The organism is Rodentibacter myodis (assembly GCF_001999305.1).
GTDB classification, from domain to species: domain Bacteria; phylum Pseudomonadota; class Gammaproteobacteria; order Enterobacterales; family Pasteurellaceae; genus Rodentibacter; species Rodentibacter myodis.
In genome coordinates this window covers 80,794-107,351 of the sequence record NZ_MLHQ01000001.1, presented here as the reverse complement: position 1 = coordinate 107,351, position 26,558 = coordinate 80,794, and the positions used below count along the sequence as shown (strand labels likewise).

The window sequence follows — 26,558 nt, the reverse complement described above, 5'->3', positions numbered from 1 at the left end:
AAACATTGCTCGGAGAGAATATGACGAAAAGAAAAAAAATCACCTTAACACTTGCCGCTATTCTTGTCGCGATTGCCGGTGGGGCGCAGGTTTATACCAATCATAAAGTGGATCAGGTGTTACAAAAATTTCCTTATTCATTAGATACCCAAGCGATGTTGAGCGTGACGGAAAGCAATAAAAACTTTTTTAGCCGTGAACTCATATTTAAAGTGCAAGACAGCAGCATACAAAGCACAGAAATTATTTCCACCAAATTAACCACTCTGCCTTTCTTTATTACGGCGGAATCCCAATTATCCGATCAATTTGTTCGCCAATTAAACAAAACGTTAAACATTACAATTGATAAAAATACAATCAACAGTAAATTTTCACCGGTGGGGGATTATTTACAATCGAATATTTTGACGGAATTTCGTGATTTTGCGAATAAACCACAACAAATTGAGATTGCCTTAAACCTGCTTAACAATAATGAAGTAGAATTGAAAGCCAACTTGAGCGGTTTTCACTACGACAACGACAGTAAATTGGAAAAGGTGGAAGGTAAAGCACGCCTTGTTCCCATCCATCATAATCAATATGAGATCACGAATATTGAAGTCACTGCAGAAAATGCTGAATTGGCGTTATTGAATGGTGAAAATACACATCTTCAATTAAAAAATACCACCTATAAATTCAACACCAAACGTGATGAAAACACGGCAAAACGTGATTTAATGACAAAATTCAGCAGTGATATTTTGCGTATTTCCAATAAAAACCGCACCACTAAAGAAAACCAAACCACTTTTGGCGGTTTAAACCTTTTCTTAACCCAACAAGGCGTGCCAAGTGCGGTCAATTTTTACAACGAATTTAAAAAACTCAACGCCAACAATCAAAATATTAAAGACGGCGTGCATTTGCTCACCGCTATCTTGACAAAAAACGATTATTTTGACGGAAAATTATCCGTGCTTTCGGTCAATGCGCCGAAAAATCAAAAACCTTATTTCAATTTGAAAGAAGGGGAAGTGGCATTGAAATTGATCAATACGGATCTTACAAAAGCCAATCTTCATTTCCAATTCAATGTGGAAAATGTTAAACAAACCCCGGAAGATGAAAACCAAAAATGGGAAGCTAAAAAAGGAAAACTGGCAATCCAACTGAATGATTACAACCTTGCCAATGAATTAGCTTTCGTGCCGTTGTTTTTAGAAACCTTAACAATGAAAGCACCGCCACAAAAAGACAATAAAGATTTACTGAATTTAAAAGAAAAGTGGGCAAAAGAATTTTCTGGTAATACGAATATTGATTTCTCACTGGATTCTTTTAATTTAGCCGCATTTACGCTCGATCAGCTTACATTTAGCGATAAAAACGAATCCTTAGAAAAAGATCAATATAATCAAAATATTACACTGGATGTGAAAAAAATTGCTCTACCGGATAATCAGGCACAACTTGAATCCTTCAGGTTTAGCCTACCCTTAAAAGGGAATTATCGCCAATCTTCATTATCTTCCACATTTTGTTCCGGCTATCACACCGTACTTTGCGCTGCTTATTTAACCAAAGAAACACAGGAAAAATATGCTGCGAACAAATGGAAAGATTTAGATCTGATTGTTGATAATGCCAAGTTGGCTTTTCATTTGAATACACTTCCGGAAACGAAAGGTTATCCTATTAATCTTGAACTCAACGGCATTATTAGTAAAACGCCGGAAGATCAATCCCCAACGAATACCCAAGAATCATTCACCTTATTGCAAAATAGCGAGGGAACACTGGAAATAAGCCTTGATAAAAAATTAATTGATGATCCGAATGAAAAAACAGCACAAATCAGAAAATCAAGTGGCTTATGGACGTTCCTAAAAGACAACATTAAACCACAAGGGAATTTATTGCCTTTCTTTGCGGAAGAAGAAAACAATTACATTCTAAAAATCGAAAAAAATGAAAATACCTACCAAATTAACGGCAGAACCCTTGAAGATATACAACAAGAAAGCCTAATGAAACAAGAAAACGAGCCTCAAATCAAAATATCGGAATAGGGCAAATGCCCGCAAATCAAGCGGGTGTTTTTTCAAGAATCATCCTAAAAAATACCCCAAAATTAGACCGCACTTTTCCTTTACAAATAATGAAATCCGCCTACAATACGGGGCTTTTGCACGGTCTGCCGAAAGCAGACTACTGACTTGAAATCAGACAAGAGAACATTATGACAACCTCATTCAAACCCGAATTACTTTCGCCGGCAGGCTCTTTAAAAAATATGCGTTATGCTTTCGCTTATGGGGCTGATGCCGTTTATGCCGGTCAACCGCGTTATAGTTTACGCGTACGCAACAATGAATTTAATCACGCCAATTTAAAAATCGGCATTGATGAAGCCCACGCCCTTGGCAAAAAATTCTATGTGGTCGTCAACATTGCGCCACACAATTCTAAATTAAAAACCTTTATTAAAGATTTGCAACCTGTCATCGATATGAAACCGGATGCCCTCATTATGTCGGATCCCGGTTTAATTATGCTGGTGCGTGAACATTTTCCCGATATTGATATTCATCTCTCCGTACAAGCCAATGCCGTAAACTGGGCGACCGTGAAGTTTTGGAAACAAATGGGGTTAACCCGTGTGATTTTATCCCGTGAACTTTCTTTGGAAGAAATTGCAGAAATTCGCCAACAAGTACCGGATATTGAATTGGAAATTTTCGTACACGGCGCACTTTGTATGGCGTATTCCGGTCGTTGTCTGCTTTCCGGCTACATCAACAAACGCGATCCAAACCAAGGCACTTGCACCAATGCTTGCCGTTGGGAATATAAAATGGAAGAAGGCACCACAGATGATGTGGGAAATATCGTGCCAAAAATCGATCCTGCCCAACAAATCGAGGTGAAAAACGTTGCGCCAACATTGGGGGAGGGAAGTGCTACCGATAAAGTATTCCTGTACACCGAATCACAAAAACCGGATGAACAAATGACGGCATTTGAAGACGAACACGGCACTTATTTTATGAATTCAAAAGATTTACGTGCCGTTCAGCACGTAGAAAAATTGACCGCACTTGGTGTCCATTCCTTAAAAATTGAAGGCAGAACCAAATCTTTCTACTACTGCGCGCGTACCGCCCAAGTTTATCGTAAAGCCATTGATGATGCGGCAGCAGGTAAACCGTTTGATGAAAGTTTAATGGATACTTTGGAATCACTGGCACACCGTGGTTATACGGAAGGCTTTTTACGCCGCCATACTCACGATGAATATCAAAACTATGAATATGGCTACTCCATTTCCGATCGCCAGCAATTTGTCGGTGAATTTACCGGTAAACGTAATGAACAGGGAATGGCGGAAGTTACCGTTAAAAATAAATTTTTATTAGGTGATAACGTAGAAATGATGACGCCGCAAGGCAACATCAATTTCAAAATTGAGAGAATGTTAAACCGTAAAAATGAAAATGTGGATGCTGCACTCGGGGACGGGCATTTTGTGTTCTTGGATGTGCCGGAGGACATTCATTTAGACTATGCACTCTTAATGCGTAATCTCGTTAATACAAACACACGCAATCCTCACAATTAATTGTAAAAAAAATGTTGCATTTATTTTAAATATTACTATAATACACCGCATACCTGATTTGTTAATTCAACAACTCATAGTATGACTCCAAATGTTTTGCCCTTTCACCTTTCGAAAGGGCTTTTTTTATCCCTAAAAATAAAAAAGTGATATTCAAACTATTAAACGAAATTTAAGTTTAGAATGTTTATAAGATGAGAAATATTACAAAAGGAGAATAATCTAAAACAACATGCAAAGTTCAAAATGAACTTGCCCTCTCCCTTACTTTTTTGTCATTTTCGTATTAGATTTTCTGATTATTCTTTATCATTTAATCTTTGCTGTACTTTTTCCCTTTTCTTCTGTTCACGTCGTTTTTGGAAAAATGCACTAAGTTTTTGACTACATTCTTCCGCAAGTACGCCGGCTGTGATTTCTAACGTGTGGTTCATTTTATAATCATCGAAGAAGTGAAAGCGAGAACCCACTGCGCCGGTCTTATAATCTGAAGCGCCGAATACCAAGCGTTTAATGCGACTATGCAAAATCGCCCCTGCACACATTGTGCAGGGTTCAAGGGTGACATAAAGGGTGGTGTTGAGCAGGCGATAATTTTGGCGGTGTTGTGCGCCGTTGCGTAGTGCCATAATTTCAGCGTGTGCAGTGGGATCGTGATGAATGATAGATAAATTCCAGCCCTCACCAACAATATTGCCTTCTTCATCTACCAACACCGCCCCAACGGGAATTTCGCCCAAGGCTTCCGCCTTATCTGCAAGCACAAGGGCGTGGCGCATAAATTTCTCGTCTAAATCCGACCGCACTTTGCCGCCTTAAACCGAGAAGGGATATTTGATCGGTGCGTGAGATTGGTAGCCCACCACCTTGAAATCATCCATCGTGACCCAGCTTTCCAAATCTTCCAATGTTTTAATATCCGGATTAATTTCAAGTTTTGGCAGTGGGAAAGGTTCACGTTTTAGTTGAACATCACGCATCAATTCCAGCTGATCTTCATAAATATGTGCATTCACAATTTTATGGAAGGCTTTTCCGGCTTTTTTGCCGGTGATTTGTGCCATTAATGCCAAGAAGGTAAACACTTGGATTTGATTGAAATTTAAGCCTAACGGCACATCGCAGGAACGTTGATAACTGGTGAGATGAAGGGTGTCGCCCACAAGTGAGAAAGTATGGGTGTGCATACAAGGACGTAAGCAACCAAGATCGATTTCCCCCGGGTTGAAAAAGGTCATTATTTCACCACGATCGTCAATTCCTTTGCTAAGGTTATTTACAATTTTACGCAGTTGATCCACCGTCTCGCCGTTCGGCTTGCGCCAAGCACGCCCTTGAACGCCATACACACGTCCCATATCGTCAGTGCCTTTGCGGTGCGGGTTTGCAAGCCAAGCGGCATTTTCATTTGCATTTGCATCCCAAGTTTTGGTACCGAGTTTACGAAAATCTGCCGCATTATCATAGCCACGAATATAGCCCAAAAATTCCGCAATCGCCGCTTTCCAATAGCTTTTACGGGTTGTGATGAGTGGAAATTGGTTATTCGCCACATCGTATTCTAAATCCGCATTAATCACGGTTAAGCACCGTTTTCCGGTACGCTCATTTGCCACCCATTCGCCTTCATCCACAATACGGCAACAAAGATCAAGATATTGTTTCATCAAAACTCCTTAGGATTTAACCGCACTTTTGCGTGAATACGCCCAAAACATAATAAGCCCGCCGCCAATGATCATTGGCAAGCATAACGCCTGACCACGTGTCATAATGCCTAAGAAGGATTCCACTTCGGGTTCGCGTACATATTCCACCATAAAACGGAACACGCCATAGCCGATTAAAAATAAGCCGGCGACCGATCCCATTGGACGTGGTTTTTTGATAAAAAGATTAAGAATGGCAAACAGCACCACCCCTTCTAAAAAAGCTTCGTAAAGTTGTGAAGGGTGGCGTGGTAATAATTGTGGATCTGTTGGGAAAATCATTGCCCAAGGCACTTGGGTTTCTCTGCCCCAAAGCTCGAGGTTGATAAAGTTACCGATACGTCCTAATCCTAAGCCAAAAGGAATAAGTGGTGCCATAAAATCGGCGGTTTGCCAGAAACTTCGTTTTTGGGAACGGGAAGTCCAGATCATTGCCACAATCACCCCAAGTAAACCGCCATGGAAAGACATTCCGCCTTCCCAAACGCGGAATAAATAAAGCGGATCTTGTAAGAAATGATCAAAATTATAAAAGAACACATCCCCAATACGACCGCCTAAAAATACCCCCATAAAACTATTAAAAAGTAAGGTATCCACTTGTTCAAGCGTCCAGCCGCTATTAGGGCGATTCGCACGGCGTACTGCCAACCAACGGGCAAACACAAAGCCGAGCAAATACATCAATCCGTACCAACGCAAGCCGATATTGCTATCACCAATGGTGAAAATAGTCGGATCAAAGTGAGGAAGCATTAAATACTGGTTCATAATTTTCCTTATTGTAGAAACATATCAATGGCAATCACAATGAGTAATAAGGCAAAGCCTTTTTTCAAGGTTGGAACCGGTAATTTAGCGGTCATGGTTGCCCCTAATTTAGAGGTAAAAAATGAAGCGCCGGTAATACTGAATACTGCCGGTAAATAAATATAGCCTAAGGAATAATCAGGTAAGTTCGGATTTCCCCAGCCGCTCGCCATATAACTCAACATACCGGAGATACCAAGTAACATTCCGCAAAAAGCGGAAGAACCGATGGCTTTTTTCATATCCAAACCGCGTGAATTTAAAAATGGCACAATAAACCCGCCGCCACTGATACCCGCCGCACTTGAGATTAATCCAATGATTACACCACCGATAACTGAGGATGTTGGGGTAAGGGTTTTAGATGATTCGGCAGATTTTGGTCGAACAGACATCGCCATTTTCACGGCTAAATAAACCACCAAACAAGCGAATAATTTTGCCGTAATTTCACGATCTAAATTACCGATAAATAATCCGCCGATAAATACGGTGATGACAATCACAGGGGCAAGAATTTTTACCGCATCCCATACAATATTGCCTAATTTATGATGGCGTTGTGCCGAAGAAAAACCGGTGATCACAATACTGGCAAAAGATGTGCCAAGTGCCGTTGACATTAACAAGGATTCGGGAATACCCACCATAGGTAATAAATAAACCAATGCAGGGACAACAATTAAGCCGCCACCGATACCGAAAAGTCCGGCAAGAAAACCGGCAAGACTACCTACAAATAAACAAATAACAATAAAAGTCAGCATTATTTTCCCCCTTTATTATTAAACTGACGCTTGGAATATTTAGAATAATTAGATTTACGGGAAGGGATAAATTTGGGTTCATACACCGGCGAATATTCCACAGATTTTTCTTTTTCACCCGAAAATAAAAATCCGGCAAATTCTTTCATTGCACGGCGATACACTTCCTTCTTAAAAGACACGACTTGACGTACGGGATACCAAAAACTCACCCAACGCCAACCGTCAAACTCCGGTGATTTGGTGGTTTTCATATTGATATTTTTTTCATCGGCAACCAACTGTAATAAAAACCATCGTTGTTTTTGTCCGATACACATTGGCTTGCTGTCATAACGCAATAAACGCTTTGGCAATTTATAGCGTAGCCAATGTTTTGATACATATAAAATACGCACGTCTTTTGGTTGCAAGCCAACTTCCTCGTATAATTCGCGATACATTGCTTGCTCGGCACTTTCGTTATCATTAATGCCGCCTTGCGGGAACTGCCAAGAATTTTGTCCGCAGCGTTTCGCCCAAAGCACCTGCCCTTTGCGATTGCAAATCACAATACCCACATTTGGACGGTAGCCATCAAAATCGAGCACGATCGTTCTACCTTAAATTTTTTACACAAAAATAATCTGCGGATTGTTTCATAAATTAGGGTTTTTATCAACCGAGGGGCAAAAGCCCCCAGCCCTCTTTACATTGTGGATAAAACTGTGATTAACCCTAAAGTTATACACAATAATATTGTGTAAAAGATCTTGAAGATCCTTTTCTAACCTTATGTTATTTCATTTTGTAAATATCTTGTGAAAAAGATTCTTTTAAAAATTAAACCGCACTTTATTTAAACAAAGTGCGGTCAAAAAACCTTCTATTTTTAAAAAGGAAGAGGAAAGATAAAGAGATCTGATCAGTCTTGTGAGTTATTCAATATTTCTGTGGATAAAATTGTGGCTGAGAAAATTAGTAATAGGGTATAACTTTTTCAAACGACCTTATTCAATTTTTAAAGCAAACTTAATGCTTTATAATTCAGTAAGTTACAAATTCAAACCTGAGAAAATTGAGGTGTGAATAAGCACCTCAAATTCAGTGTTTATTTTTTAACCAATAAAATGAAGGCTGTTTAAATAACGTTTCCAATCAAAATATTGACCGGGATCGATCTTACGATCGGGGGCAATATCTGCGTGGCCGACAATACGATCTTGGGTGATTTTTGGATAAGCCTTTATGATCTTTTGCGTAAGTTGTTGTAATGCCTGATATTGGGCTTCCGTGAAAGGTTGTTCGTTACTGCCCTCAAGTTCAATACCAATAGAAAAATCATTGCATTTTTCCCGCCCCTGAAAACTTGAAACACCCGCGTGCCAAGCCCGATCATTAAAATTCACATATTGGGTAATCACGCCATCGCGATCGATGAAACAATGTGCCGAAACACGAACTTGGTAGATCGATTCAAAATAGGGGTGAATGTGAGGATCAAGTTTGCCTTGGAAGAAATCATCAACATAGCCACCACCAAATTGCTCCGGTGGCAGGCTGATGTAATGAATCACCAACAACGAAATATCTTGCGGATCGGGGCGTTTATCAAAATGAGGGGAAGGGATTTGACGACAATCTTGCAGCCAACCCGATTCAATATTCTTCCGTTTTTTCATTTTTTCTCCTTATTTTTGCGATATGGCTCGCAGAAAAAGTGCGGTTGTTTTTACAAATATTTTTCCTTTTTTCATAATCTCGGCGTTCATATTTGTTCCCCTAAATTTAACAAAAAGGAAAACCAATGAAACTGACATTTCAACGAAAATTAAAAAAAGGCTTTACGCTTATTGAGTTAATGATTGTGATTGCAATCATCGCAATTCTCGCCACCATTGCAATTCCTTCTTATCAGAATTATACAAAAAAGGCGGCTATGTCTGAATTGTTGCAAGCCGCATCTCCTTTTAAATCCGATGTAGAACTCTGCATTTATGGCACAGGAAATGCCGCAAATTGTAGTAGCGGTTCAAATGGAGTTGCTACCGATATTACTACGCCAAAAGGCTATGTGAAAAGTATCACTACCAATGCCGGCGTGATTACCGTGGTCGGTAACGGCACATTAGACGGCGTACAATATACCTTAACCGCAACAGGTGATAATGCCGGCGGCATTAATTGGACAACCGCCTGCACCGGCGACAGTGCATTATTTCCGGCAGGATTCTGTACAAGATGACGGATTATTCGTTACTTCACACACCTCGTGCGATGGCACAAAATGGCGAGATCTTTGTGATCCCGCCTGATTTGTGGGAACGTAACCAACATCAACACGCCCTTTTCTTACGCTACTTTGCTCTTCCTTTGCGGGAAGAAGAAAACCGTTTATGGCTTGCCGTTGATTCTCTTTCCAACCTTTCCGCTTGTGAAACCATTGCTTTTATGAGTGGGAAATTGGTTGAACCCGTTTTACTGGATAGCCCACAACTTAAAGCCCTTTTACAACAACTTGCACCGCAAACACTGCAGGTGGAAGAGCAAATGAGTTTTTATCATCATCAAGAACAGGCGCAAGATGCAAATGATGATGAACCGGTGATTCAATTACTCAATCAGATTTTTGAATCGGCAATGCAAAAAAATGCCTCGGACATTCATTTAGAAACATTGCAACACAGTTTTCAAGTGCGGTTCCGAATTGATGGTGTGTTACAACCTCAAGTGCCGCTCAGTAAAAACTTGTCTAACCGTCTTATTTCACGTTTAAAATTGCTTGCCAAATTGGATATTAGTGAAACCCGACTGCCGCAAGACGGACGTTTTCAATTTAAAACCACCTTCTCCGATGTGCTTGATTTCCGTTTATCCACATTGCCTACCCATTGGGGTGAAAAAGTCGTGCTTCGTGTGCAACAAAATAAGCCGATAGAACTGAGTTTTGCCGAATTAGGAATGACAGAATCCCAACAGCACGCCTTTCAACAGGCATTAAGTCAACCACAAGGGCTTATTTTGGTGACCGGCCCGACCGGCAGTGGAAAAAGTATCTCACTTTATACCGCCCTTCAATGGTTGAATACTCCCGACAAGCACATTATGACTGCAGAAGATCCTATCGAAATAGAATTAGACGGTATTATTCAAAGTCAAATTAATCCACAAATTGGGCTGGATTTTAGCCGTTTATTGCGTTCATTTTTACGACAAGATCCCGACATTATTATGCTTGGGGAAATTCGTGATGAAGAAAGTGCCGCAATGGCATTACGAGCCGCACAAACGGGGCATTTAGTGCTTTCCACATTACACACCAACGATGCCATTTCTGCCATTTCACGCCTACAACAACTTGGGATTAAACAACACGAAATCGAAAGCAGCCTACTTTTGGTGATTGCACAGCGTCTGTTGCGCAAACGTTGTCAAAAGTGCGGTCAATTTTCTGCAAGTTCTTGTGATTGTCATCAAGGTTATCTTGGACGTATTGGGGTATATCAATTTTTGCATTGGCAACAAGATGGCTACCAAACAGATTTTGTCGATCTCCGACAAAGCGGATTGGAAAAGGTGAAGCAAGGCATCACGGATGAAGCGGAAATTTATCGTGTTTTAGGCGTGGCATAATATGGCGAAAAAACTTTTCTACTATCAAGCACAAAACACGCTAAAGCAAGTGCAAAAAGGTTCAATTATTGCGGATTCTCAACAACTGGCGCAATTTCAATTAATCAATCGTGGTTTGACAAATATTAAACTGCAACAAAATTGGCAACTGAACACGAAACCAAAAAATACAGAAATTAGCACCCTATTAAATCAACTTGCTACGCTATTGCAATCAGCCATTCCTCTCAAAAATAGCTTACAAATTTTACAACAGAATTGTACTCAACTCGCTTTAAACGCGTGGTTAGAACAGCTTTTGCAAGGCATTGAAAGCGGACTTTCCTTTTCACAAAGTATCGAACAACAGGGAAAATACCTCACCCGGCAAGAAATTCAATTAATTCAAGTGGGGGAAATGACGGGCAAATTAGCCCTTGTTTGCGGCAAAATTGCCTCCCGACGAAGTCAATCATTAGCATTGCAACGAAAATTGCAAAAAATTATGCTTTATCCCTCAATGGTATTGGGAATTTCTCTATTGCTCACAATCGCCCTTTTGCTCTTTATCGTGCCACAGTTTGCCGAAATGTATCAGGGCAATAACACGGATTTACCGGCATTAACCGGTGTATTGCTGGCAATGTCCCATTTTCTTAAAAATAGTATGGGAAAAGTAACGATCATATTCACGCTACTCTTATTGCTTTATCATTTCAAATTTAAGCACTTTCCTTGGTTTCAGCAATTAAAAGCACGGATAATTAGTGCAACACCTATTTTCGGCAATATTCAACAGCTTTCCCGCTTAGTCAATTTCAGCCAAAGTTTACACATTATGTTGCAAGCGGGCGTACCGCTTAACCAAGCATTGGAGAGTTTTCTACCGCACACTCAAACGTGGCAAACCCAAAAGACGGTGATAACGGATTGCGTGCTGGATAGCGAAGTGCGGTCAATTTTACAATGGGTTTCGCAAGGTTATGCTTTTTCCAACAGCGTCAGCAGTAACCTCTTTCCAATGGAAGCCCAACAAATGTTACAAATTGGCGAGAAAAGTGGAAAACTTGCGCTGATGTTGCAACATATTGCAGAGAACTATCAAGAAAAACTAAATCATCAAATTGATCTGCTTTCACAAATGCTTGAACCTTTAATGATGGTGATTATCGGCAGCCTTATCGGCATTATTATGACCGGAATGTATTTACCGATTTTTAATATGGGATCGGTGGTGCAATGATTCTCTTGGCGGCATTTTTATTGGGCGGTACTTTCGGTGTGGGGTTGTGGCTTTATATCTCAGGTTTTATAACAAGGCTACAGGCAGATATTTACAACAATTACATTGAATTATTCCCGAAAAAACGCCCCTTATTTCAACCGCACTTTGCCACAATTCAACAAAAAAAGTGCGGTCATATTTTGCGTTATTTTTTTATCACAGGATTCCTTTGTGCATTGCTCACCGCGCTTGCGGAAAATCCACTTTTTGCCTTGTGGCTTGGAGGAATACTTATCTTACTCTGGGCTATCGCCTACCTTGATTGGCAATATCAACTGATTTCTCCCACGCCTTGTTTATGGCTGCTTGCATTCGGCTTATTCGGGGCAGCACAATCCTTTTCCCCTTTGACCTTAGAACAAAGCTTGCAAAGTGCGGTGATTTTTTTCCTTATTTTTTATGGGATTTATTGGATCGCAAAATGGTATTACCAAAAAGAAGCGTTCGGACAGGGAGATTATTGGCTCGCCCTTGGTATCGGCAGCTACTTACCGTTGGAAGATCTTCCCCTCTTTCTTTTTATCGCCAGTGCATTGGGAATTTTATTGGCGATTTTTAGCAAAAGAAAAGATAACTTTTTACCCTTCGCACCTTTTTTATGCCTTGCAGTTCTTGTAGTATTCTCGCTTAATTATTAACAACGGCTTTCAATCAGAAATGATGAGTTATATCGTAGGACTTACCGGCGGCATTGGTAGTGGAAAAAGCACCGTCACCAATTTATTTATGGAACTGGGCGTACCTTGCATTGATGCGGATATTGCCGCACGTGATGTGGTGAAAAAAGGTTCGCCATTATTAGCGGAAATTGTAGAACATTTTGGTGAATCGATATTGTTAGAAAATGGCGAACTCAATCGAGCGGCATTACGACAACGGATCTTTGCCAATGAAACGGAAAAAAATTGGCTGAATGGCTTACTGCATCCGGCAATTAATCAGGCAATGATGACACAACTTGCCGCCCAAACCGCCCCTTATACCTTATTTGTCGTCCCACTTTTAATTGAAAATCAATTGACCCATCTTTGTGATCGTATATTAGTGATTGATGTTACAGCACAAACCCAGCTCGCCCGTGCCGCAAAACGGGATCAAAATAATCTCGAACAAATTCAACGCATTATGGATGCACAAGCAAGCCGAAGCGAACGCTTAACGTATGCAGATGATGTGATTAATAACGACAAGGATTTGACTGAAAATTTACCGTTCTTAAAGCAAAGAGTGCTAGAATTGCACCGTTTTTATCTACAACAAGCGGAAATCAAAAATGTCTGAAGAAATCATTGAAGTACCTTGTCCTATCTGCCATCAAGCCGTACCTTGGTCAAGCGAAAGTCCTTATCGTCCTTTTTGCAGCAAACGTTGCCAACTGATTGACCTAGGGGAATGGGCGGCAGAAGAAAAAGCAATTCCGAGTGAGACGGCAGATTTTGCAATGGATCCGAATTTAAGTGATGAATGGAGCATAAAATGAAGATTCAACACAAAGAATTTCACCAACAGGGTGAATTTTTTATTCTAGATGAACAGGGGAAAAAAATCGCCGAGCTTACCTACTTTTACGAAACCGATAGCAAAATTAATGCCAACCATACTTTTGTGTCGGATCAACTCCGCGGGCAAGGTGTCGCCGATAAACTGTATCAAGCGTTAATTTCGTTCATTCAAGAAAAACAATTAACCCTACACCCCACTTGTAGTTATATTGAGCGAAAATGGCAACGGGACAATCAAAAATAAAGAACAATGGATTATTTCTATTGTTTTTTATTTACCGTTCGGTCTGTTTTTAATCTTTTATCCTTTACTCGGTAGGCAATTTTTGGGGAATTTTTCCATTCGTGCTATCCTACGCGGAATTTTTCAAAAGATGTGATTTTTTATGCAACAAAATTATTTAAGTCAGCAACGTTTTGCTGATTTACCTCTACATCCTACCGTTTTACAAGCCCTAAAAGGTAAAGGTTTCGAATATTGCACACCTATTCAGGCGCTTTCTTTACCCATCACCATCCAAGGCAAAGACGTTGCCGGTCAAGCCCAAACCGGTACAGGGAAAACAATGGCATTTCTCACGGCGGTTTTTCATCATTTACTCACTCATCAAGATGGATATTTCAATGATAGCCAACCGCGCGCATTGATTCTCGCACCAACCCGTGAACTTGCCGTGCAAATTAGCAATGATGCAGAACTATTGGCAAAAATAAGTGGATTAAAAACCGCTCTTGCCTATGGCGGCGATGGCTATGACAAGCAATTACAGGCGATTGAACGTGGTGTCGATATTTTGATTGGGACAACAGGGCGTGTGATTGATTATGTTAAACAAGGAATAATTCGATTAGATCACATTCAAGTGGTGGTATTAGATGAAGCGGATCGAATGTTTGATCTCGGTTTTATTCGTGATATTCGTTATTTATTACGGAAATGTCCTGCACCACAAGAACGCTTAACGATGTTGTTCTCTGCCACCCTTTCCTACAAAGTGCGCGAACTCGCCTTTGAAGATATGAATGAGCCGGAATATATCGAAATTGAGCCGGAACAAAAAACCGGACACCGTATTAAAGAGGAATTATTTTATCCCTCTAATCAAGACAAAATGGCACTTTTGCTTACCTTAATGGAAGAAGAATGGCCGGAGCGTTGCATTGTGTTTGCCAATACAAAACACCGTTGCGAGGAAATTTGGGGTTATTTGGCGGCAGATGGCCATCGTGTTGGCTTGCTCACCGGGAATGTGGCACAGAAAAAGCGTTTATCACTCTTGAAACAATTCACGGACGGCGATTTAGATATTTTGGTAGCAACGGATGTGGCGGCACGAGGCTTGCACATTCCCGATGTAACCCACGTGTTTAACTATGATTTGCCGGACGATCGTGAGGACTATGTTCACCGCATTGGACGTACCGGTCGGGCGGGTGAAAGTGGCGTTTCCATTAGTTTTGCTTGTGAAGAATACGCGATGAATTTACCGGCGATTGAAGAATATATCGAACATTCTATTCCCGTTAGTCAATATGATTCGGCATCTTTACTCGATTTGCCAAAACCATTTCGATTAAAATCACGAGTGAATAATAATTCCAGAATGAGCATAAGAAATCGTTCGTCTTATCGGCGATAAAAAAAACGGTTGATCGTAAAATAACGATCAACCGTTTTTCTAACTTATCGCGTGAAAATTTATTCAAAAGAATCTTTCAAACGTTCATCAGCACGGCGGGCTTCACCTTTGTGTTGAAGTTTATTAAGCTGACGTTCTAATTTTTCTTCCACATCATTAATTGCCTTATACATATCATCGGCAGTTGCGCTGGCAAGTAGGTTACCAAGCGGCGTACCGATGGATGCTTCAACCGTGAAACCATTTGGCACTTTATTTAATACAAAATGCGGATTAATTAACTGTGTATGCCATTTTTCTAATTTTGCCAAACGACCTTCCACGTGTTCACGAATTGCAGGGGTGATTTCCATTTGTTTGCTGGTAATATTTAATGTCATAACATTTACCTCTTGCGTTGTTAAGAACCTTTCGGTTCGGTTTAATTTTGTATCAAAATAGCCTCTACAAACCGCTTTTTCAAGTCATTTTTTAGGAAAAAAAGAAGTAATATTTAAAAATATGATCTAGCTCTAATTTTCAAACATTGCACATTTTCTTCCGAGGGAAAGTTGTTATGATTAGAGGTTGAAACAAAAAGGATGTCTTATAACATCCTTTTAAACCTTCACTAAAATTTACACGATTTCATCTTGATCGTGGTGATTAATTTTCAAACGGTTGAAATAATCTTTTGTTTCTTCAATCACAACTTTACGCAATCCGATTAACGCAACTAAATTCGGAAACGCCATTAGTCCATTCACAATATCGGCAAGAATCCAAATCAAATCTAATTTTAGGAATGACCCAATCCCCACTAAAATAATAAACACCAAACGATACAAACGAATGCCGCGCGTGCCGACTAAATAAACAAAACAACGTTCGCCGTAATAACACCAGCCTAAAATGGTCGTAAATGCAAAGAATAATAAACCAATCGTGACAATAGTCGCTCCCGCCGAAGAACCTAAACCTTGTGAAAAGGCGGCATTGGTAACCGTTGCACCGGCAAGATCAGCATTGCTCCACGCACCGGTAATCACCAGCACGATCCCCGTCATCGTACACACAATAATAGTATCTAAAAAAGTACCTGTCATGGAGATTAAACCTTGACGAACAGGCTCACGGGTTTGTGCAGCCGCAGCGGCAATGGGCGCACTTCCCAAACCCGATTCATTAGAGAAAATCCCCCGAGCCACGCCGGATTGGATGGCTTTCATTACGGTGAACCCCAACGCCCCACCTAAAGCCGATTGTGGATTAAAGGCACTATGAATAATCAGTGAAATGGCAGTCGGCACTTTTTCTAAATTTAAGAAAATAATTGCAAGAGAAACCAATACATAAGAAATTGCCATAAAAGGAACAATAATGGCGGAGGTGCTGGCAATACGTTTTACTCCCCCTAAAATAATCATCGCAACCAACACGGTGACCACAACTGCCGTGATAATCACCGGAATATGAAAAGTATCTTCCATTGCGTGCGTGATCGCATTAACTTGCGGGAATGTGCCGATGCCGAAAAATGCCACCAACAAGCCGAATATGGCAAACATTTTCGCCAGCCATTTAATGCCTAGCCCCCGCTCAATATAATACATTGGCCCGCCGGACATAAAACCAAGGCGATCTTTCACACGGTATTTCACCGCAAGCAAACATTCGGCGTATTTGGTTGCCATTCCAAGTAACGCGACAAGCCACATCCAAAAAATCGCCCCCGGCCCACCTGCCTGCACCGCCGTTGCTACCCCAACGATATTTCCTGTGCCGATGGTTGCAGCCAATGCGGTAAATAACGCGGCAAAAGAGGAAACATCGCCCTTTCCGCCACGATCTTTTTTGAATAAATAACCGAGTGCCCGCGGCAAGTAACGAATTTGAATGAAACCTAAACGTAAAGTGAGATAAAGTCCCGTACCCGATAATAAGATTAATAGCGGAGGGCCCCAAATAAAACTATCAATGGTTGATAAGATTGTCGTAAATGACATTGTGATTCCTCGTCGTCTAAAAAAATAAATGCGACAAGGAGACGAAAAGAATCCGTGAGAAATAAAAAATACAGATTGTCTTTTAGCCCCTGTCCTTTTGCCTGAGCGTTTGAAAAACGGTGTGAAAAACAACCGCTCTTTTGCGCCTTCGGCGTCCATTTACACATTTGTGTAACGGATCTCTCCAAGGGTTCGTCCAGTAACAGTCCCTGCGCTTACGCGCGCCTGAAAGATTTTACATCGTCGGCGTAGGGGCAATTCCCCACTCTCCAGCTACCTTCATCCGAACTCATTTTCCCTAATACATCAGAAAAACGGGGCGGATTTTAGCAAAATCAAGGGGGGGTGGTCAATCATTTGGAAAAGAAGAAAAACTAAAGTGCAGTCAAAATTTCTGATATTTCTATATTCTAAGCAATTCCACCAGTTTTTTTAAAACTGTGATATTCAGTACGATTGGGAAAATAAAGATAATAACTGGGATAAATACATTTCTAATCGCTTAATATACTGCAAAATCTGTCTAATTAGATATCAACTTTAACCTCATCTATCATTCCCCACAAAATTCCTATATTATCTAGGACAGGACAAAGTTGGTTAACTGTCAAACTACCTTGCATTGCCAATTTGAAGCATTTGCGTAACCAACGGTGCGTGGCGGTCTCCATTGGAAGGCCAAACATAGTAACTACTGGATATTTAATGCAAAGTGCGGTCATTTTACCGATAGTTTTCATCGTTGCATTTTGCAATATAATTATTGGTATCACTCAGGCGATAAAAAAACGCGTTAACTCATCAATTTTTTTAAATAACCATATTTTGAGGAGAGAAAAATGAAAAAATGGTTCTTTACGGCAACCGTTATCACACTTACCGGCTCTGCCATAGCTCAAAATTTACGTACTTTGGATTTAGTCGATCCCGAATACCGTGAATCGGCGAAAAACTGGGTGGTAGATTTTTCCGATGCCAAAGTACGCGAAATGTTTGAAGCCGATAATCAGAAAAGCGTCCTTGAAAACAAACATGCTGTTCATTGGATTGTACCGTCAGAAGGCAGTCAACCTGCGGTAAACCTATATGTTTATAAACCGCAACAGGTTAAAGGCAAATTGCCTGTGATCTATTTTATTCACGGAGGCGGCTATGTTATGGGTAATGCCAAAAGTGGCGGCGACAGCCTACAAACTATCGCAGATCGTCAAAAAGCAGCCGTCGTCAGCCTTGAATACCGTTTAGCAAGCGAAGCACCTTTCCCTGCGGATTTAAACGATGCCTATCACGGTTTGCGTTATATTTACCAAAATGCTGAAAAATTAGGGCTGGATAATCAACGTGTGGTGTTAATGGGGGAAAGTGCTGGTGGAGGTTTAACGGCACGTCTGGCACTTTATACTCGTGACCAAAGAGAATTTGCCCCTGAAGGACAAGTATTGATTTATCCGATGTTAGACTACCGCACTGGAACGGATACTTCACCATATCGCAATCCTTATAGCGGTGAATTTGCGTGGACAGCTGCTGCCAACCGCCTTGGTTGGACGGCCTTACGTGGTGGGCAAAGCATTTCTGACGGTCAAATGCCTTATTTTTCACCAGCAATGGCGAAAAAACTGGATAACCTACCACCAACCTTTATCATGGTGGGCGATTTGGATTTATTCGTGAATGAAGATATTGATTATGCGAATAAATTAATTCAAGCTGGCGTGCCAACCGAATTATTTGTGATTCCGGGTGTATTCCACGTTTTTGAAATGGCAAATCCTGAAGGTCAAAAAACGAAAAATTACTTAAATTGGCGTAGCAATGCTATCGACCAAATGTTTAAAAATTTGCGTCCTGAACCCAAAACAATGAAGTGATGAAATTAGTATTGGGTGGGATTTAGCGTGGATTATCTATAAAGTGCTCCTAAACCAGAAAATCACGAAAAACACAATATGTTTATCGGCGGATGCAGCTTAAGTAAATGAACGCATTTTTAAAGAAAAGCATTGACAATTTGGTGAGATACCCAATGAACTTAGAATTTTACGCTATATTACTGGCTGCTAATTTTATAAGACAGGGAAAGGATTGAATGCTACTCCCACAAGAGAATGGAATAAAAAAATGGGTGGGAAATATCCCACCCTATTCAACTAAAATTAAAGAATTTCCTTCGCGGTTGCTACCACATTATCTACCGTAAAGCCGAACAATTTGAATAATTGGTCAGCCGGTGCGGATTCGCCGAAACCGTTCATTCCAACGATACGACCGCCAAAGCCTACATATTTATACCAGAAATCGGAAATGCCGGCTTCAATGGCGACACGTTTTGTGACGGATGATGGCAATACGCTTTCACGATAGGCTTCGTCTTGTTTATCAAAGCGGTTCGTGCTTGGCATTGAAACCACGCGTACATTTTTGCCTTCTGCGCTTAATACTTCAGCTGCTTTTACGGCAAGTTCAACTTCAGAACCGGTGGCAATGAAGATTAAATCCGGTGTGCCTACACAATCTTTTAAGATGTAGCCACCACATGCCACATTGGCTAATTGCTCGGAAGTGCGGTCAATTTGCGTTAAGTTTTGGCGGGTGAAAATCAAGGCACTTGGGCCGTCTTGACGTTCAACCGCTTGTTGCCACGCCACTGCCGACTCTACTTGGTCGCAAGGTCGCCAGGTTTCAAGGTTTGGAATTAAACGCAATGCGGCGGTTTGTTCTACCGGTTGGTGGGTCGGGCCGTCTTCACCCAAGCCGATTGAATCGTGGGTGTACACAAAGAGGTTACGCAATTTCATTAATGCCGCCATACGCACCGCATTGTGGGCATATTCGTAGAACATTAAGAAAGTTGCGCCATAAGGAATAAAACCGCCGTGCAATGCGATACCGTTCATAATGGCTGACATACCAAATTCACGCACGCCGTAGTTGATATAGTTACCGTCCAGATTTTCGTGAGCGCGGATTGGTTTTGAACCGCTCCATAAGGTTAGGTTGGAACTTGCTAAGTCTGCAGAACCGCCTAAGAATTCAGGTAAGAGGTGGGCATAGGCTTCGATAGCATTTTGTGAGGCTTTACGGCTGGCGATATTCGCCGGATTGGCTTGTAATTTTTCGATAAATGCTTTGGATTCTGTCGCCCAGTTTGCCGGTAATGCACCGGAAACACGACGTTTAAATTCAGCCGCTAATTCAGGGTAGGCTTTTTCGTATGCGGCAAATTTTTCTTGCCAAGATTTTTCTGCTGCCACACCTTTGGCTTTCGCATCCCACTCGGCATAGTATTCGGTCGGAATTTCAAATGGGGCATAATCCCAATTTAATGCTTTGCGGGTTAAAGCGATTTCTTCATCACCCAACGGCGCACCGTGGCTATCGTGTAAACCGGATTTATTTGGTGAACCAAAACCAATCACGGTTTTGCAAATAATTAAAGTCGGTTTTTCTTTTTCCGCTTGTGCCAACACGGTTGCCGCACGAATTTGTTCTGCATCGTGGCCATCCACATTGCGGATAACCTGCCAGCCATAGGCTTCAAAGCGTGCAGCGGTATCATCACTAAACCAGCCATCCACGTGACCATCAATAGAAATATTGTTGTCATCATAAAAAGCAATTAATTTGCCTAAACCAAGAGTTCCCGCTAACGAACAAGCCTCGTGCGAAATGCCTTCCATTAAACAACCGTCACCTAAGAACACATAAGTGTGGTGATCCACAATGTTATGCCCTTCACGGTTAAATTGGGCAGCTAGGGTTTTCTCGGCAATCGCCATACCCACCGCATTAGTAATGCCTTGACCAAGTGGGCCTGTTGTGGTTTCCACACCCGGTGCATAGCCATATTCAGGGTGACCCGGTGTTTTAGAATGAAGTTGACGGAATTGTTTTAAATCTTCAATGGAAAGATCATAACCCGTTAAATGTAACAAGCTATAAATCAACATAGAACCATGACCGTTAGACAATACAAAACGGTCGCGATCAGCCCATTTAGGATTGGTTGGATTGTGTTTTAAAAAATCACGCCATAACACTTCGGCAATATCTGCCATTCCCATTGGTGCGCCGGGGTGACCGGATTTTGCTTTTTGCACGGCATCCATTGATAAAAAACGAATTGCATTGGCTAATTGTCTGCGAGTTGCCATATTGTTCTCCTGTATGAAAAAATAGTTTCGGCTATTCTACCTTATTTACTTTGCGATTTAAGGAATAAATGCAAATTTTTATGTAATAGTTTTGATCTATCATAACTTATGCTCTACGGCGTTTTAAATGATAACGTTGGCTATTTGATTTAAGTGATAAATTGACCGCTCTTTTCGGCTCGTGAGAAGTGCGGTAAGCCCGGCGATAATGACTGACAAAATAATGAACAGAACTAGCCAACAACACGCCAAGTAAAAATACCACAATTAATTCGCCATAAAGTCGGCTAAAGATTTGATTAATTTTGCTTTGGGAAGATTGGGCATATTGCGTATCAAATGTCACCCGTAAAAAACCTTTGATACCTGAATTGGAATAAATCGGCTCGACAATTTGCTGGCGACCGTTTTCTTTTTCATTTTCTTCTACCAGCCCTAAATGTGAACGTAAATTTTCAGAACCAGTGCTTTGCGCCAGTAATTTGCCTTGTGCATTATAAATGGCGGCATCCAACACAAAATGCTCTTGCACCAAATTATCAAGATTTTCCGTCAATTTTTCGGATTTTGCATTATTAACCAACAAAACAGAAAACAAATTTGTCTGTTGTCGCACCAAAATATGGGATAAATTGGAAACCTGTTTTACGCCAGCGAGCTGAGAACCAATTTTAAATTGTTGAACACCAAATAAAATAATAGTCAAAGCCCCCAAAATAAGGATAACAATCAGTGCAAGCATCATCGATTTGGTTAATTTTTCTTTCATTAAATGCAAGTTATTTTTCCCCAACTCACCATTAAATCGGCTAGAATAGTTTTAACTATCTACAATTTACAGGATTCTCTATGCAAATTCAAAACCTTGCAAGCATTACGCAAAAATATCCACAATTTCCCACCGCACTTTTGCCTAATATTCCCTCCGCTCCCAACAAGGATGCTTTTATTGTTTATGGCACAAATCTAGATTTGACGGCACTTTCCGCTTTTCAACAAAAGTGCGGTCAAAATTTTCAATGTTTTGACGCGTGGAATGTCGCAAAAAATACAGTCGTATTGCTGAAAGGCGAATGGCAAGATACGTTTCTTTCCACCGCACACGAACTTAGCTTAGACATCGCGCGGCTCAATTTTGAGGCAAAATTATCAGAAAAGGGCTTATTGGTGATGGATATGGATTCCACCGCCATTCAAATTGAGTGTATTGATGAAATTGCCAAACTTGCCGGCACGGGAGAATTGGTTTCGGCAATCACTGAAAGTGCAATGCGTGGTGAATTGGATTTTGAGCAAAGTTTACGCCGCCGTGTCGCTACCTTAAAAGATGCCTCCGAAAGTATTCTGCAAGAAGTGCGGGCCAAATTGCCTTTAATGCCGGGCTTGGTTGAAACCATTCAAACCTTGCAACAACAGGGTTGGAAAACCGCTATTGCTTCGGGAGGTTTTACTTACTTTGCAGATTATTTGAAAACATTGTTAAAACTGGATTTCGCCGCCTCAAATCAATTTGAAATTGTGAATGGAAAATTAACCGGCTTGGTAAAAGGTGAGGTGGTTGATGCGCAATATAAAGCGGATACACTTCAACGCCTGCGTGATGAATACCGGCTTGAACCGAAAAACACTCTTGCCATCGGAGACGGTGCAAATGACTTGGCAATGATGAACGTAGCGGGCTTAGGCGTGGCTTTTCACGCAAAGCCGAAAGTGCAACAACAAGCGCAAATTGTGGTAAACTTCGCCGACTTTACCGCACTTTTGTGTCTTTTAAGTGCGAATGACAGAATGTCGGTGTGATTCAATCGTGCATAAATAATTCGGCAAAAACGTGGGATACCACACGGATGTCCCTAAATATTATTTATGCTTTGACGACATCATACCGAAGAATTTTAAATGAATGAGGAAAAACACTATGCCATCTTTTGATATTGTCTCTGAAATTACGATGCACGAAGTGCGCAATGCGGTAGAAAATGCTAATCGCGTTTTAAGTACCCGCTATGATTTCCGTGGGGTTGAAGCCGTGATTGAACTTAATGAAAAAAATGAAACGGTGAAAGTGACCACCGAATCCGAATTTCAACTTGAGCAACTCATTGAAATTTTAATCGGTGCATTTGTAAAACGTGGTATTGAACACAGCTCGCTTGATATTCCGACAGAAAGCGAACATCACGGCAAACTTTACACCAAAGAAATTAAACTTAAACAAGGCATTGAAACTGAGATGGCGAAAAAAATCACGAAATTGGTGAAAGATTCAAAAATCAAAGTTCAAACACAGATTCAAGGTGAACAAGTACGTGTAACAGGAAAATCACGCGATGATTTACAAGCAGTGATTCAATTAGTGAAAGGTGCAGATTTAGGACAACCGTTCCAATTTAATAACTTCAGAGATTAATTGCTCAATGAAGTTTTTTGGAAAAAATAGGGACGCGGTGTCGTACCCCTACCGCTCACATTATTTTGGTTTTGTGCATTGTTCAAATCAAACTAAAAGTACGGTCAAATTTGACCGCACTTTTCGTTCGCTTTTACGCAAATCGTTGTTTGGCTTCCGCAATGGCTTCCGCCACACGCAATGGCGACACGCCACCTTTCGCACAACGTTTATCCAAACAAGATTGAAGTGAAAGAATATCATACACATCATCGCCCACCACCTCGCTGAATTGACGAAATTCCGGAATCGTGAGGTCTTCCAAGCCTTTTCCTTTCTCAATGGCGTAAACTACCGTTTCACCCACAATATGATGGGAATCACGGAACGGCACACCTTTTGCCACAAGGTAATCCGCCAATTCGGTTGCGTTGGAATAGCCTTTCAAGGCGGCTTCACGGGTGCGTTCTACATTGACTTTTAATTCATCTAACACGAAAGTCGCCATATCCACGCAATCTTGCCAAGTATCCAGTGCATCAAAAATGCCTTCTTTATCTTCCTGCATATCTTTGTTATAGGCGAGCGGCAAACCTTTCAATGTCATTAACATACCGGTTAATGCCCCCATCACCCGCCCAGCCTTACCACGAATCAATTCGCAAGCGTCCGGATTTTTCTTTTGCGGCATAAGTGACGAACCGGAAGTCACACGATCGGACAATTCAACAAAATTGGCTTCGCCGCTGTTAAAAATAATCATATCTTCCGCAAAACGGGAAAGGTGTGCCATACTTAATGAGGCGGTAGAAAGGAGTTCTACAATGTGATCTCGGTCAGAAACGCTGTCTAAGCTGTTACGTGTTGCAAAGGCGAATCCTAAATCCTGTGCCAAAGCATCACGATCAACCGCATAGGCTGTCCCTGTCAATGCCCCACTACCAAGCGGGCAAGTATTCATTCGTTTATAGGCATCGGTTAAACGTGTGTAATCACGATCAAACATTTCCACATACGCCATACACCAATGGGCGAAAGTGATCGGTTGGGCACGTTGTAAATGGGTGTAACCCGGCATCACGGCATCTTGTGTATTTTCTGCGGTTTGTACCAAATGACGTTGTAATTGGCGAAGGGATTGTTGCAGTTCAATTACCCGTTGCTTACACCACATTTTGATATCAAGTGCGACTTGGTCGTTACGACTACGTCCTGTATGTAATTTTTTGCCAAGATTACCCACTTTGTCGATCAGTTTACTTTCTACCCAACTGTGAATATCTTCCGCTTCATCCTGCAAAATCGCCTGCGGATTTGACCGCACTTCAATCAATAATTCATTTAAGGCTTGTTCGAGCTGTTGTTGTTCTTCCGGCGTTAATACCTTCACTTTCACCAACGCCTTTGACCAACCGATTGAGCCTTCAATATCCTGTTCTGCCAAACGATAATCAAAACGCAATGAATCATTAAAATCTTTAAAACGTTTGTCTGCGGCTTGCGTAAAACGACCACCCCAAAGTGCCATAGTTTATCCTCTTATGTGTGTTTTGAGCGGTAATAAAACGCCCAACAATAATTAATTATTCTAATCTAATGCATATTTATTCATAAATCAATGAATGATTCGGAAATTGTAAAACTTCATAAAAATCGACCGCACTTTATCATAAAAAAGCCTGAATTTTTACAACAAAAACTAGACACAATGAGCTTTTAGTGATACTTTACGCACCGATTTTAGGGCGTTAGCCCACCATTCAATTATTCAACTCTAATTTAATCCCAACAATTATTCATTATGCATTTAACAGAACTAAAAAATACGCCGGTTTCAGAGCTTGTGAAACTTGGCGAAGAGCAAATGGGCTTAGAAAATTTAGCACGTTTGCGTAAACAGGATATTGTCTTTGCCATTTTAAAACAGCACGCCAAAAGCGGTGAAGATATTTTCGGCGGCGGTGTGTTAGAAATCCTGCCCGATGGTTTTGGTTTTCTCCGTTCTGCCGACAGTTCCTACCTTGCTGGCCCTGATGATATCTATGTTTCCCCAAGTCAAATCCGCCGTTTCAACCTCCAAACCGGTGATAAAATCGAAGGTAAAATCCGTCCACCGAAAGAAGGCGAACGCTACTTTGCCTTATTAAAAGTCGATCAAGTGAATGACGATAAACCGGAAGTTTCCCGCAGCAAAATTCTGTTTGAAAACCTCACTCCGCTACACGCCAATTCCAGATTAAGAATGGAACGCGGCAATGGTTCAACAGAAGATTTAACCGCACGAATTTTGGATTTAGCTTCACCAATCGGGAAAGGTCAGCGTGGTTTGATCGTAGCCCCCCCTAAAGCCGGTAAAACAATGTTGTTACAAAACATTGCACAAAGCATTACGCACAACTATCCGGAATGTGAATTAATCGTGCTATTGATTGATGAACGTCCTGAAGAAGTAACAGAAATGCAACGTTCGGTGAAAGGCGAAGTGATCGCTTCTACCTTTGATGAACCTGCCGCCCGTCACGTTCAAGTGGCAGAAATGGTGATCGAAAAAGCGAAACGCTCGGTAGAACACAAAAAAGATGTGGTTATTTTGCTTGATTCCATCACCCGCTTAGCCCGTGCTTACAACACCGTTACCCCTGCTTCCGGTAAGATTTTATCCGGTGGTGTGGATGCCAATGCATTACATCGACCAAAACGTTTCTTTGGTGCGGCACGTAATGTGGAAGAGGGCGGAAGTTTAACCATTATCGCGACCGCCCTTGTCGATACCGGCTCTAAAATGGACGAGGTGATTTTCGAGGAATTTAAAGGAACAGGGAATATGGAGCTTCACCTTTCCCGTAAAATTGCTGAAAAACGTGTGTTCCCGGCGATTGATTTCAACCGCTCCGGTACCCGTAAAGAGGATTTACTCACCACCCCTGATGAATTACAAAAAATGTGGATTCTCCGCAAAATTCTTAATCCAATGGGTGAAGTGGAAGCGATGGAATGGCTCATTGATAAGCTCGCCGTGGCAAAAACTAACGAGGAATTCTTTGAAATTATGAAACGTTCGTAAGAGATCGTTAAACTAAAACAAAGAAAAGGCTATTCACTCTAGAATAGCCTTTTTA

At 41.2% G+C, this 26,558-nt stretch carries 24 protein-coding genes, 1 pseudogene and 1 riboswitch; of the genes and pseudogenes, 14 read left to right on the top strand and 11 right to left on the bottom strand.

Going from position 1 to position 26,558, the window contains the following annotated elements; genetic code table 11:
• The first annotated feature begins 20 nt into the window (after nucleotides 1-20).
• Complete coding sequence (locus BKL49_RS00485; protein WP_077422688.1) at nucleotides 21-2,057, top strand: hypothetical protein; 2,037 nt, start codon at nucleotides 21-23, stop codon at nucleotides 2,055-2,057.
• 170 nt (nucleotides 2,058-2,227) lie between these two features.
• On the top strand, nucleotides 2,228-3,607 hold the full coding sequence (trhP, locus tag BKL49_RS00480; protein ID WP_077422687.1) for a prephenate-dependent tRNA uridine(34) hydroxylase TrhP: 1,380 nt from the start codon (nucleotides 2,228-2,230) through the stop codon (nucleotides 3,605-3,607).
• Nucleotides 3,608-3,906: 299 nt separating this feature from the next.
• On the opposite strand, the gene tadA is transcribed toward trhP, so the two are convergent.
• The 6 genes and pseudogenes from tadA to ampD form a co-directional block, all read right to left on the bottom strand.
• Nucleotides 3,907-4,413 (bottom strand): tRNA adenosine(34) deaminase TadA, encoded by a 507-nt coding sequence (gene tadA / locus BKL49_RS00475; RefSeq protein ID WP_143530781.1) that lies wholly within the window; start codon nucleotides 4,411-4,413, stop codon nucleotides 3,907-3,909.
• Between the two features lie 9 nt (nucleotides 4,414-4,422).
• Nucleotides 4,423-5,274: a thymidylate synthase gene (locus tag BKL49_RS00470; RefSeq protein ID WP_077422685.1), complete on the bottom strand. Its 852-nt coding sequence runs from the start codon at nucleotides 5,272-5,274 to the stop codon at nucleotides 4,423-4,425.
• 9 nt (nucleotides 5,275-5,283) lie between these two features.
• Nucleotides 5,284-6,087, bottom strand: a complete 804-nt coding sequence (lgt, locus tag BKL49_RS00465) for a prolipoprotein diacylglyceryl transferase (RefSeq protein ID WP_425271856.1) — start codon at nucleotides 6,085-6,087, stop codon at nucleotides 5,284-5,286.
• Nucleotides 6,088-6,095: 8 nt separating this feature from the next.
• Nucleotides 6,096-6,893 carry a sulfite exporter TauE/SafE family protein gene (locus tag BKL49_RS00460; protein ID WP_077422683.1) on the bottom strand — a complete coding sequence of 266 codons (798 nt, stop codon included), beginning with the start codon at nucleotides 6,891-6,893 and terminating at the stop codon, nucleotides 6,096-6,098.
• Nucleotides 6,894-7,014: 121 nt separating this feature from the next.
• Nucleotides 7,015-7,483 (bottom strand): annotated as a pseudogene (gene rppH, locus BKL49_RS00455) (RNA pyrophosphohydrolase); the annotation flags it as partial.
• Nucleotides 7,484-7,990: 507 nt separating this feature from the next.
• Nucleotides 7,991-8,554, bottom strand: coding sequence for a 1,6-anhydro-N-acetylmuramyl-L-alanine amidase AmpD (gene ampD / locus BKL49_RS00450; RefSeq protein WP_077422681.1), 564 nt, complete (start codon nucleotides 8,552-8,554; stop codon nucleotides 7,991-7,993).
• Nucleotides 8,555-8,679: 125 nt separating this feature from the next.
• On the opposite strand from ampD, the gene ppdD reads away from it, so the two are divergent.
• From ppdD to rhlB, 8 genes are all read left to right on the top strand, one after another.
• Nucleotides 8,680-9,117: a prepilin peptidase-dependent pilin gene (gene ppdD, locus BKL49_RS00445; RefSeq protein WP_077422680.1), complete on the top strand. Its 438-nt coding sequence runs from the start codon at nucleotides 8,680-8,682 to the stop codon at nucleotides 9,115-9,117.
• The gene (locus tag BKL49_RS00440) at nucleotides 9,114-10,505 is read left to right on the top strand and encodes a GspE/PulE family protein (protein ID WP_077422679.1); all 1,392 of its coding nucleotides are present in this window, start codon (nucleotides 9,114-9,116) and stop codon (nucleotides 10,503-10,505) included. Before ppdD ends, BKL49_RS00440 begins: the two co-directional genes overlap by 4 nt.
• Before the next feature lies 1 nt (nucleotide 10,506).
• Nucleotides 10,507-11,727, top strand: a complete 1,221-nt coding sequence (locus tag BKL49_RS00435; RefSeq protein WP_077422678.1) for a type II secretion system F family protein — start codon at nucleotides 10,507-10,509, stop codon at nucleotides 11,725-11,727.
• On the top strand, nucleotides 11,724-12,407 hold the full coding sequence (locus BKL49_RS00430) for a prepilin peptidase (RefSeq protein ID WP_077422677.1): 684 nt from the start codon (nucleotides 11,724-11,726) through the stop codon (nucleotides 12,405-12,407). Before BKL49_RS00435 ends, BKL49_RS00430 begins: the two co-directional genes overlap by 4 nt.
• Nucleotides 12,408-12,429: 22 nt before the next feature.
• The gene (gene coaE / locus BKL49_RS00425; protein WP_077422676.1) at nucleotides 12,430-13,050 is read left to right on the top strand and encodes a dephospho-CoA kinase; all 621 of its coding nucleotides are present in this window, start codon (nucleotides 12,430-12,432) and stop codon (nucleotides 13,048-13,050) included.
• Nucleotides 13,043-13,249 (top strand): DNA gyrase inhibitor YacG, encoded by a 207-nt coding sequence (yacG, locus tag BKL49_RS00420; protein ID WP_077422675.1) that lies wholly within the window; start codon nucleotides 13,043-13,045, stop codon nucleotides 13,247-13,249. Before coaE ends, yacG begins: the two co-directional genes overlap by 8 nt.
• Nucleotides 13,246-13,515 carry a GNAT family N-acetyltransferase gene (locus BKL49_RS00415; protein WP_077422674.1) on the top strand — a complete coding sequence of 90 codons (270 nt, stop codon included), beginning with the start codon at nucleotides 13,246-13,248 and terminating at the stop codon, nucleotides 13,513-13,515. The genes yacG and BKL49_RS00415 overlap by 4 nt, the downstream gene beginning before the upstream one ends.
• A 142-nt stretch (nucleotides 13,516-13,657) precedes the next feature.
• Nucleotides 13,658-14,911: an ATP-dependent RNA helicase RhlB gene (rhlB, locus tag BKL49_RS00410; RefSeq protein ID WP_077422673.1), complete on the top strand. Its 1,254-nt coding sequence runs from the start codon at nucleotides 13,658-13,660 to the stop codon at nucleotides 14,909-14,911.
• Nucleotides 14,912-14,970: 59 nt separating this feature from the next.
• On the opposite strand, the gene raiA is transcribed toward rhlB, so the two are convergent.
• Both raiA and BKL49_RS00400 read right to left on the bottom strand, forming a co-directional pair.
• Complete coding sequence (gene raiA, locus BKL49_RS00405; RefSeq protein ID WP_077422672.1) at nucleotides 14,971-15,291, bottom strand: ribosome-associated translation inhibitor RaiA; 321 nt, start codon at nucleotides 15,289-15,291, stop codon at nucleotides 14,971-14,973.
• 237 nt (nucleotides 15,292-15,528) lie between these two features.
• Nucleotides 15,529-16,896, bottom strand: a complete 1,368-nt coding sequence (locus BKL49_RS00400; RefSeq protein WP_077422671.1) for an alanine/glycine:cation symporter family protein — start codon at nucleotides 16,894-16,896, stop codon at nucleotides 15,529-15,531.
• 79 nt (nucleotides 16,897-16,975) lie between these two features.
• Nucleotides 16,976-17,094: riboswitch (glycine riboswitch) on the bottom strand.
• 641 nt (nucleotides 17,095-17,735) lie between these two features.
• On the opposite strand from BKL49_RS00400, the gene BKL49_RS00390 reads away from it, so the two are divergent.
• Complete coding sequence (locus BKL49_RS00390; protein WP_077422669.1) at nucleotides 17,736-18,767, top strand: alpha/beta hydrolase; 1,032 nt, start codon at nucleotides 17,736-17,738, stop codon at nucleotides 18,765-18,767.
• Between the two features lie 285 nt (nucleotides 18,768-19,052).
• On the opposite strand, the gene tkt is transcribed toward BKL49_RS00390, so the two are convergent.
• Both tkt and BKL49_RS00380 read right to left on the bottom strand, forming a co-directional pair.
• Complete coding sequence (gene tkt, locus BKL49_RS00385; protein ID WP_077422668.1) at nucleotides 19,053-21,050, bottom strand: transketolase; 1,998 nt, start codon at nucleotides 21,048-21,050, stop codon at nucleotides 19,053-19,055.
• 106 nt (nucleotides 21,051-21,156) lie between these two features.
• Nucleotides 21,157-21,828: a YtjB family periplasmic protein gene (locus BKL49_RS00380; protein WP_077422667.1), complete on the bottom strand. Its 672-nt coding sequence runs from the start codon at nucleotides 21,826-21,828 to the stop codon at nucleotides 21,157-21,159.
• A 71-nt stretch (nucleotides 21,829-21,899) separates the two neighbouring features.
• Between BKL49_RS00380 and serB the strand changes: the two genes are divergently transcribed.
• Together serB and BKL49_RS00370 are read left to right on the top strand one after the other, a co-directional pair.
• Nucleotides 21,900-22,850 (top strand): phosphoserine phosphatase, encoded by a 951-nt coding sequence (gene serB / locus BKL49_RS00375; protein WP_077422666.1) that lies wholly within the window; start codon nucleotides 21,900-21,902, stop codon nucleotides 22,848-22,850.
• Between the two features lie 118 nt (nucleotides 22,851-22,968).
• Nucleotides 22,969-23,460, top strand: coding sequence for a YajQ family cyclic di-GMP-binding protein (locus BKL49_RS00370; protein WP_077422665.1), 492 nt, complete (start codon nucleotides 22,969-22,971; stop codon nucleotides 23,458-23,460).
• A gap of 133 nt (nucleotides 23,461-23,593) precedes the next feature.
• Here the strand turns inward: BKL49_RS00370 and argH are convergent, their stop codons facing one another.
• Complete coding sequence (gene argH, locus BKL49_RS00365; RefSeq protein WP_077422664.1) at nucleotides 23,594-24,967, bottom strand: argininosuccinate lyase; 1,374 nt, start codon at nucleotides 24,965-24,967, stop codon at nucleotides 23,594-23,596.
• Between the two features lie 273 nt (nucleotides 24,968-25,240).
• Here argH and rho point away from each other — a divergent pair, with 273 nt between their 5' ends.
• Nucleotides 25,241-26,503 (top strand): transcription termination factor Rho, encoded by a 1,263-nt coding sequence (gene rho, locus BKL49_RS00360; protein WP_077422663.1) that lies wholly within the window; start codon nucleotides 25,241-25,243, stop codon nucleotides 26,501-26,503.
• The last annotated feature ends 55 nt before the right edge of the window (nucleotides 26,504-26,558 follow it).

Bases quoted from the DNA above. Each gene is read 5' to 3' on its own strand.
- BKL49_RS00485 (WP_077422688.1), top strand. From the start codon at position 21: ATGACGAAAAGAAAAAAAATCACCTTAACACTTGCCGCTATTCTTGTC.
- trhP (WP_077422687.1), top strand. From the start codon at position 2,228: ATGACAACCTCATTCAAACCCGAATTACTTTCGCCGGCAGGCTCTTTA.
- BKL49_RS00470 (WP_077422685.1), bottom strand. From the start codon at position 5,274: ATGAAACAATATCTTGATCTTTGTTGCCGTATTGTGGATGAAGGCGAA.
- lgt (WP_425271856.1), bottom strand. From the start codon at position 6,087: ATGAACCAGTATTTAATGCTTCCTCACTTTGATCCGACTATTTTCACC.
- BKL49_RS00460 (WP_077422683.1), bottom strand. From the start codon at position 6,893: ATGCTGACTTTTATTGTTATTTGTTTATTTGTAGGTAGTCTTGCCGGT.
- ampD (WP_077422681.1), bottom strand. From the start codon at position 8,554: ATGAAAAAACGGAAGAATATTGAATCGGGTTGGCTGCAAGATTGTCGT.
- ppdD (WP_077422680.1), top strand. From the start codon at position 8,680: ATGAAACTGACATTTCAACGAAAATTAAAAAAAGGCTTTACGCTTATT.
- BKL49_RS00440 (WP_077422679.1), top strand. From the start codon at position 9,114: ATGACGGATTATTCGTTACTTCACACACCTCGTGCGATGGCACAAAAT.
- BKL49_RS00435 (WP_077422678.1), top strand. From the start codon at position 10,507: ATGGCGAAAAAACTTTTCTACTATCAAGCACAAAACACGCTAAAGCAA.
- BKL49_RS00430 (WP_077422677.1), top strand. From the start codon at position 11,724: ATGATTCTCTTGGCGGCATTTTTATTGGGCGGTACTTTCGGTGTGGGG.
- coaE (WP_077422676.1), top strand. From the start codon at position 12,430: ATGAGTTATATCGTAGGACTTACCGGCGGCATTGGTAGTGGAAAAAGC.
- yacG (WP_077422675.1), top strand. From the start codon at position 13,043: ATGTCTGAAGAAATCATTGAAGTACCTTGTCCTATCTGCCATCAAGCC.
- BKL49_RS00415 (WP_077422674.1), top strand. From the start codon at position 13,246: ATGAAGATTCAACACAAAGAATTTCACCAACAGGGTGAATTTTTTATT.
- rhlB (WP_077422673.1), top strand. From the start codon at position 13,658: ATGCAACAAAATTATTTAAGTCAGCAACGTTTTGCTGATTTACCTCTA.
- raiA (WP_077422672.1), bottom strand. From the start codon at position 15,291: ATGACATTAAATATTACCAGCAAACAAATGGAAATCACCCCTGCAATT.
- BKL49_RS00400 (WP_077422671.1), bottom strand. From the start codon at position 16,896: ATGTCATTTACGACAATCTTATCAACCATTGATAGTTTTATTTGGGGC.
- BKL49_RS00390 (WP_077422669.1), top strand. From the start codon at position 17,736: ATGAAAAAATGGTTCTTTACGGCAACCGTTATCACACTTACCGGCTCT.
- tkt (WP_077422668.1), bottom strand. From the start codon at position 21,050: ATGGCAACTCGCAGACAATTAGCCAATGCAATTCGTTTTTTATCAATG.
- serB (WP_077422666.1), top strand. From the start codon at position 21,900: ATGCAAATTCAAAACCTTGCAAGCATTACGCAAAAATATCCACAATTT.
- BKL49_RS00370 (WP_077422665.1), top strand. From the start codon at position 22,969: ATGCCATCTTTTGATATTGTCTCTGAAATTACGATGCACGAAGTGCGC.
- argH (WP_077422664.1), bottom strand. From the start codon at position 24,967: ATGGCACTTTGGGGTGGTCGTTTTACGCAAGCCGCAGACAAACGTTTT.
- rho (WP_077422663.1), top strand. From the start codon at position 25,241: ATGCATTTAACAGAACTAAAAAATACGCCGGTTTCAGAGCTTGTGAAA.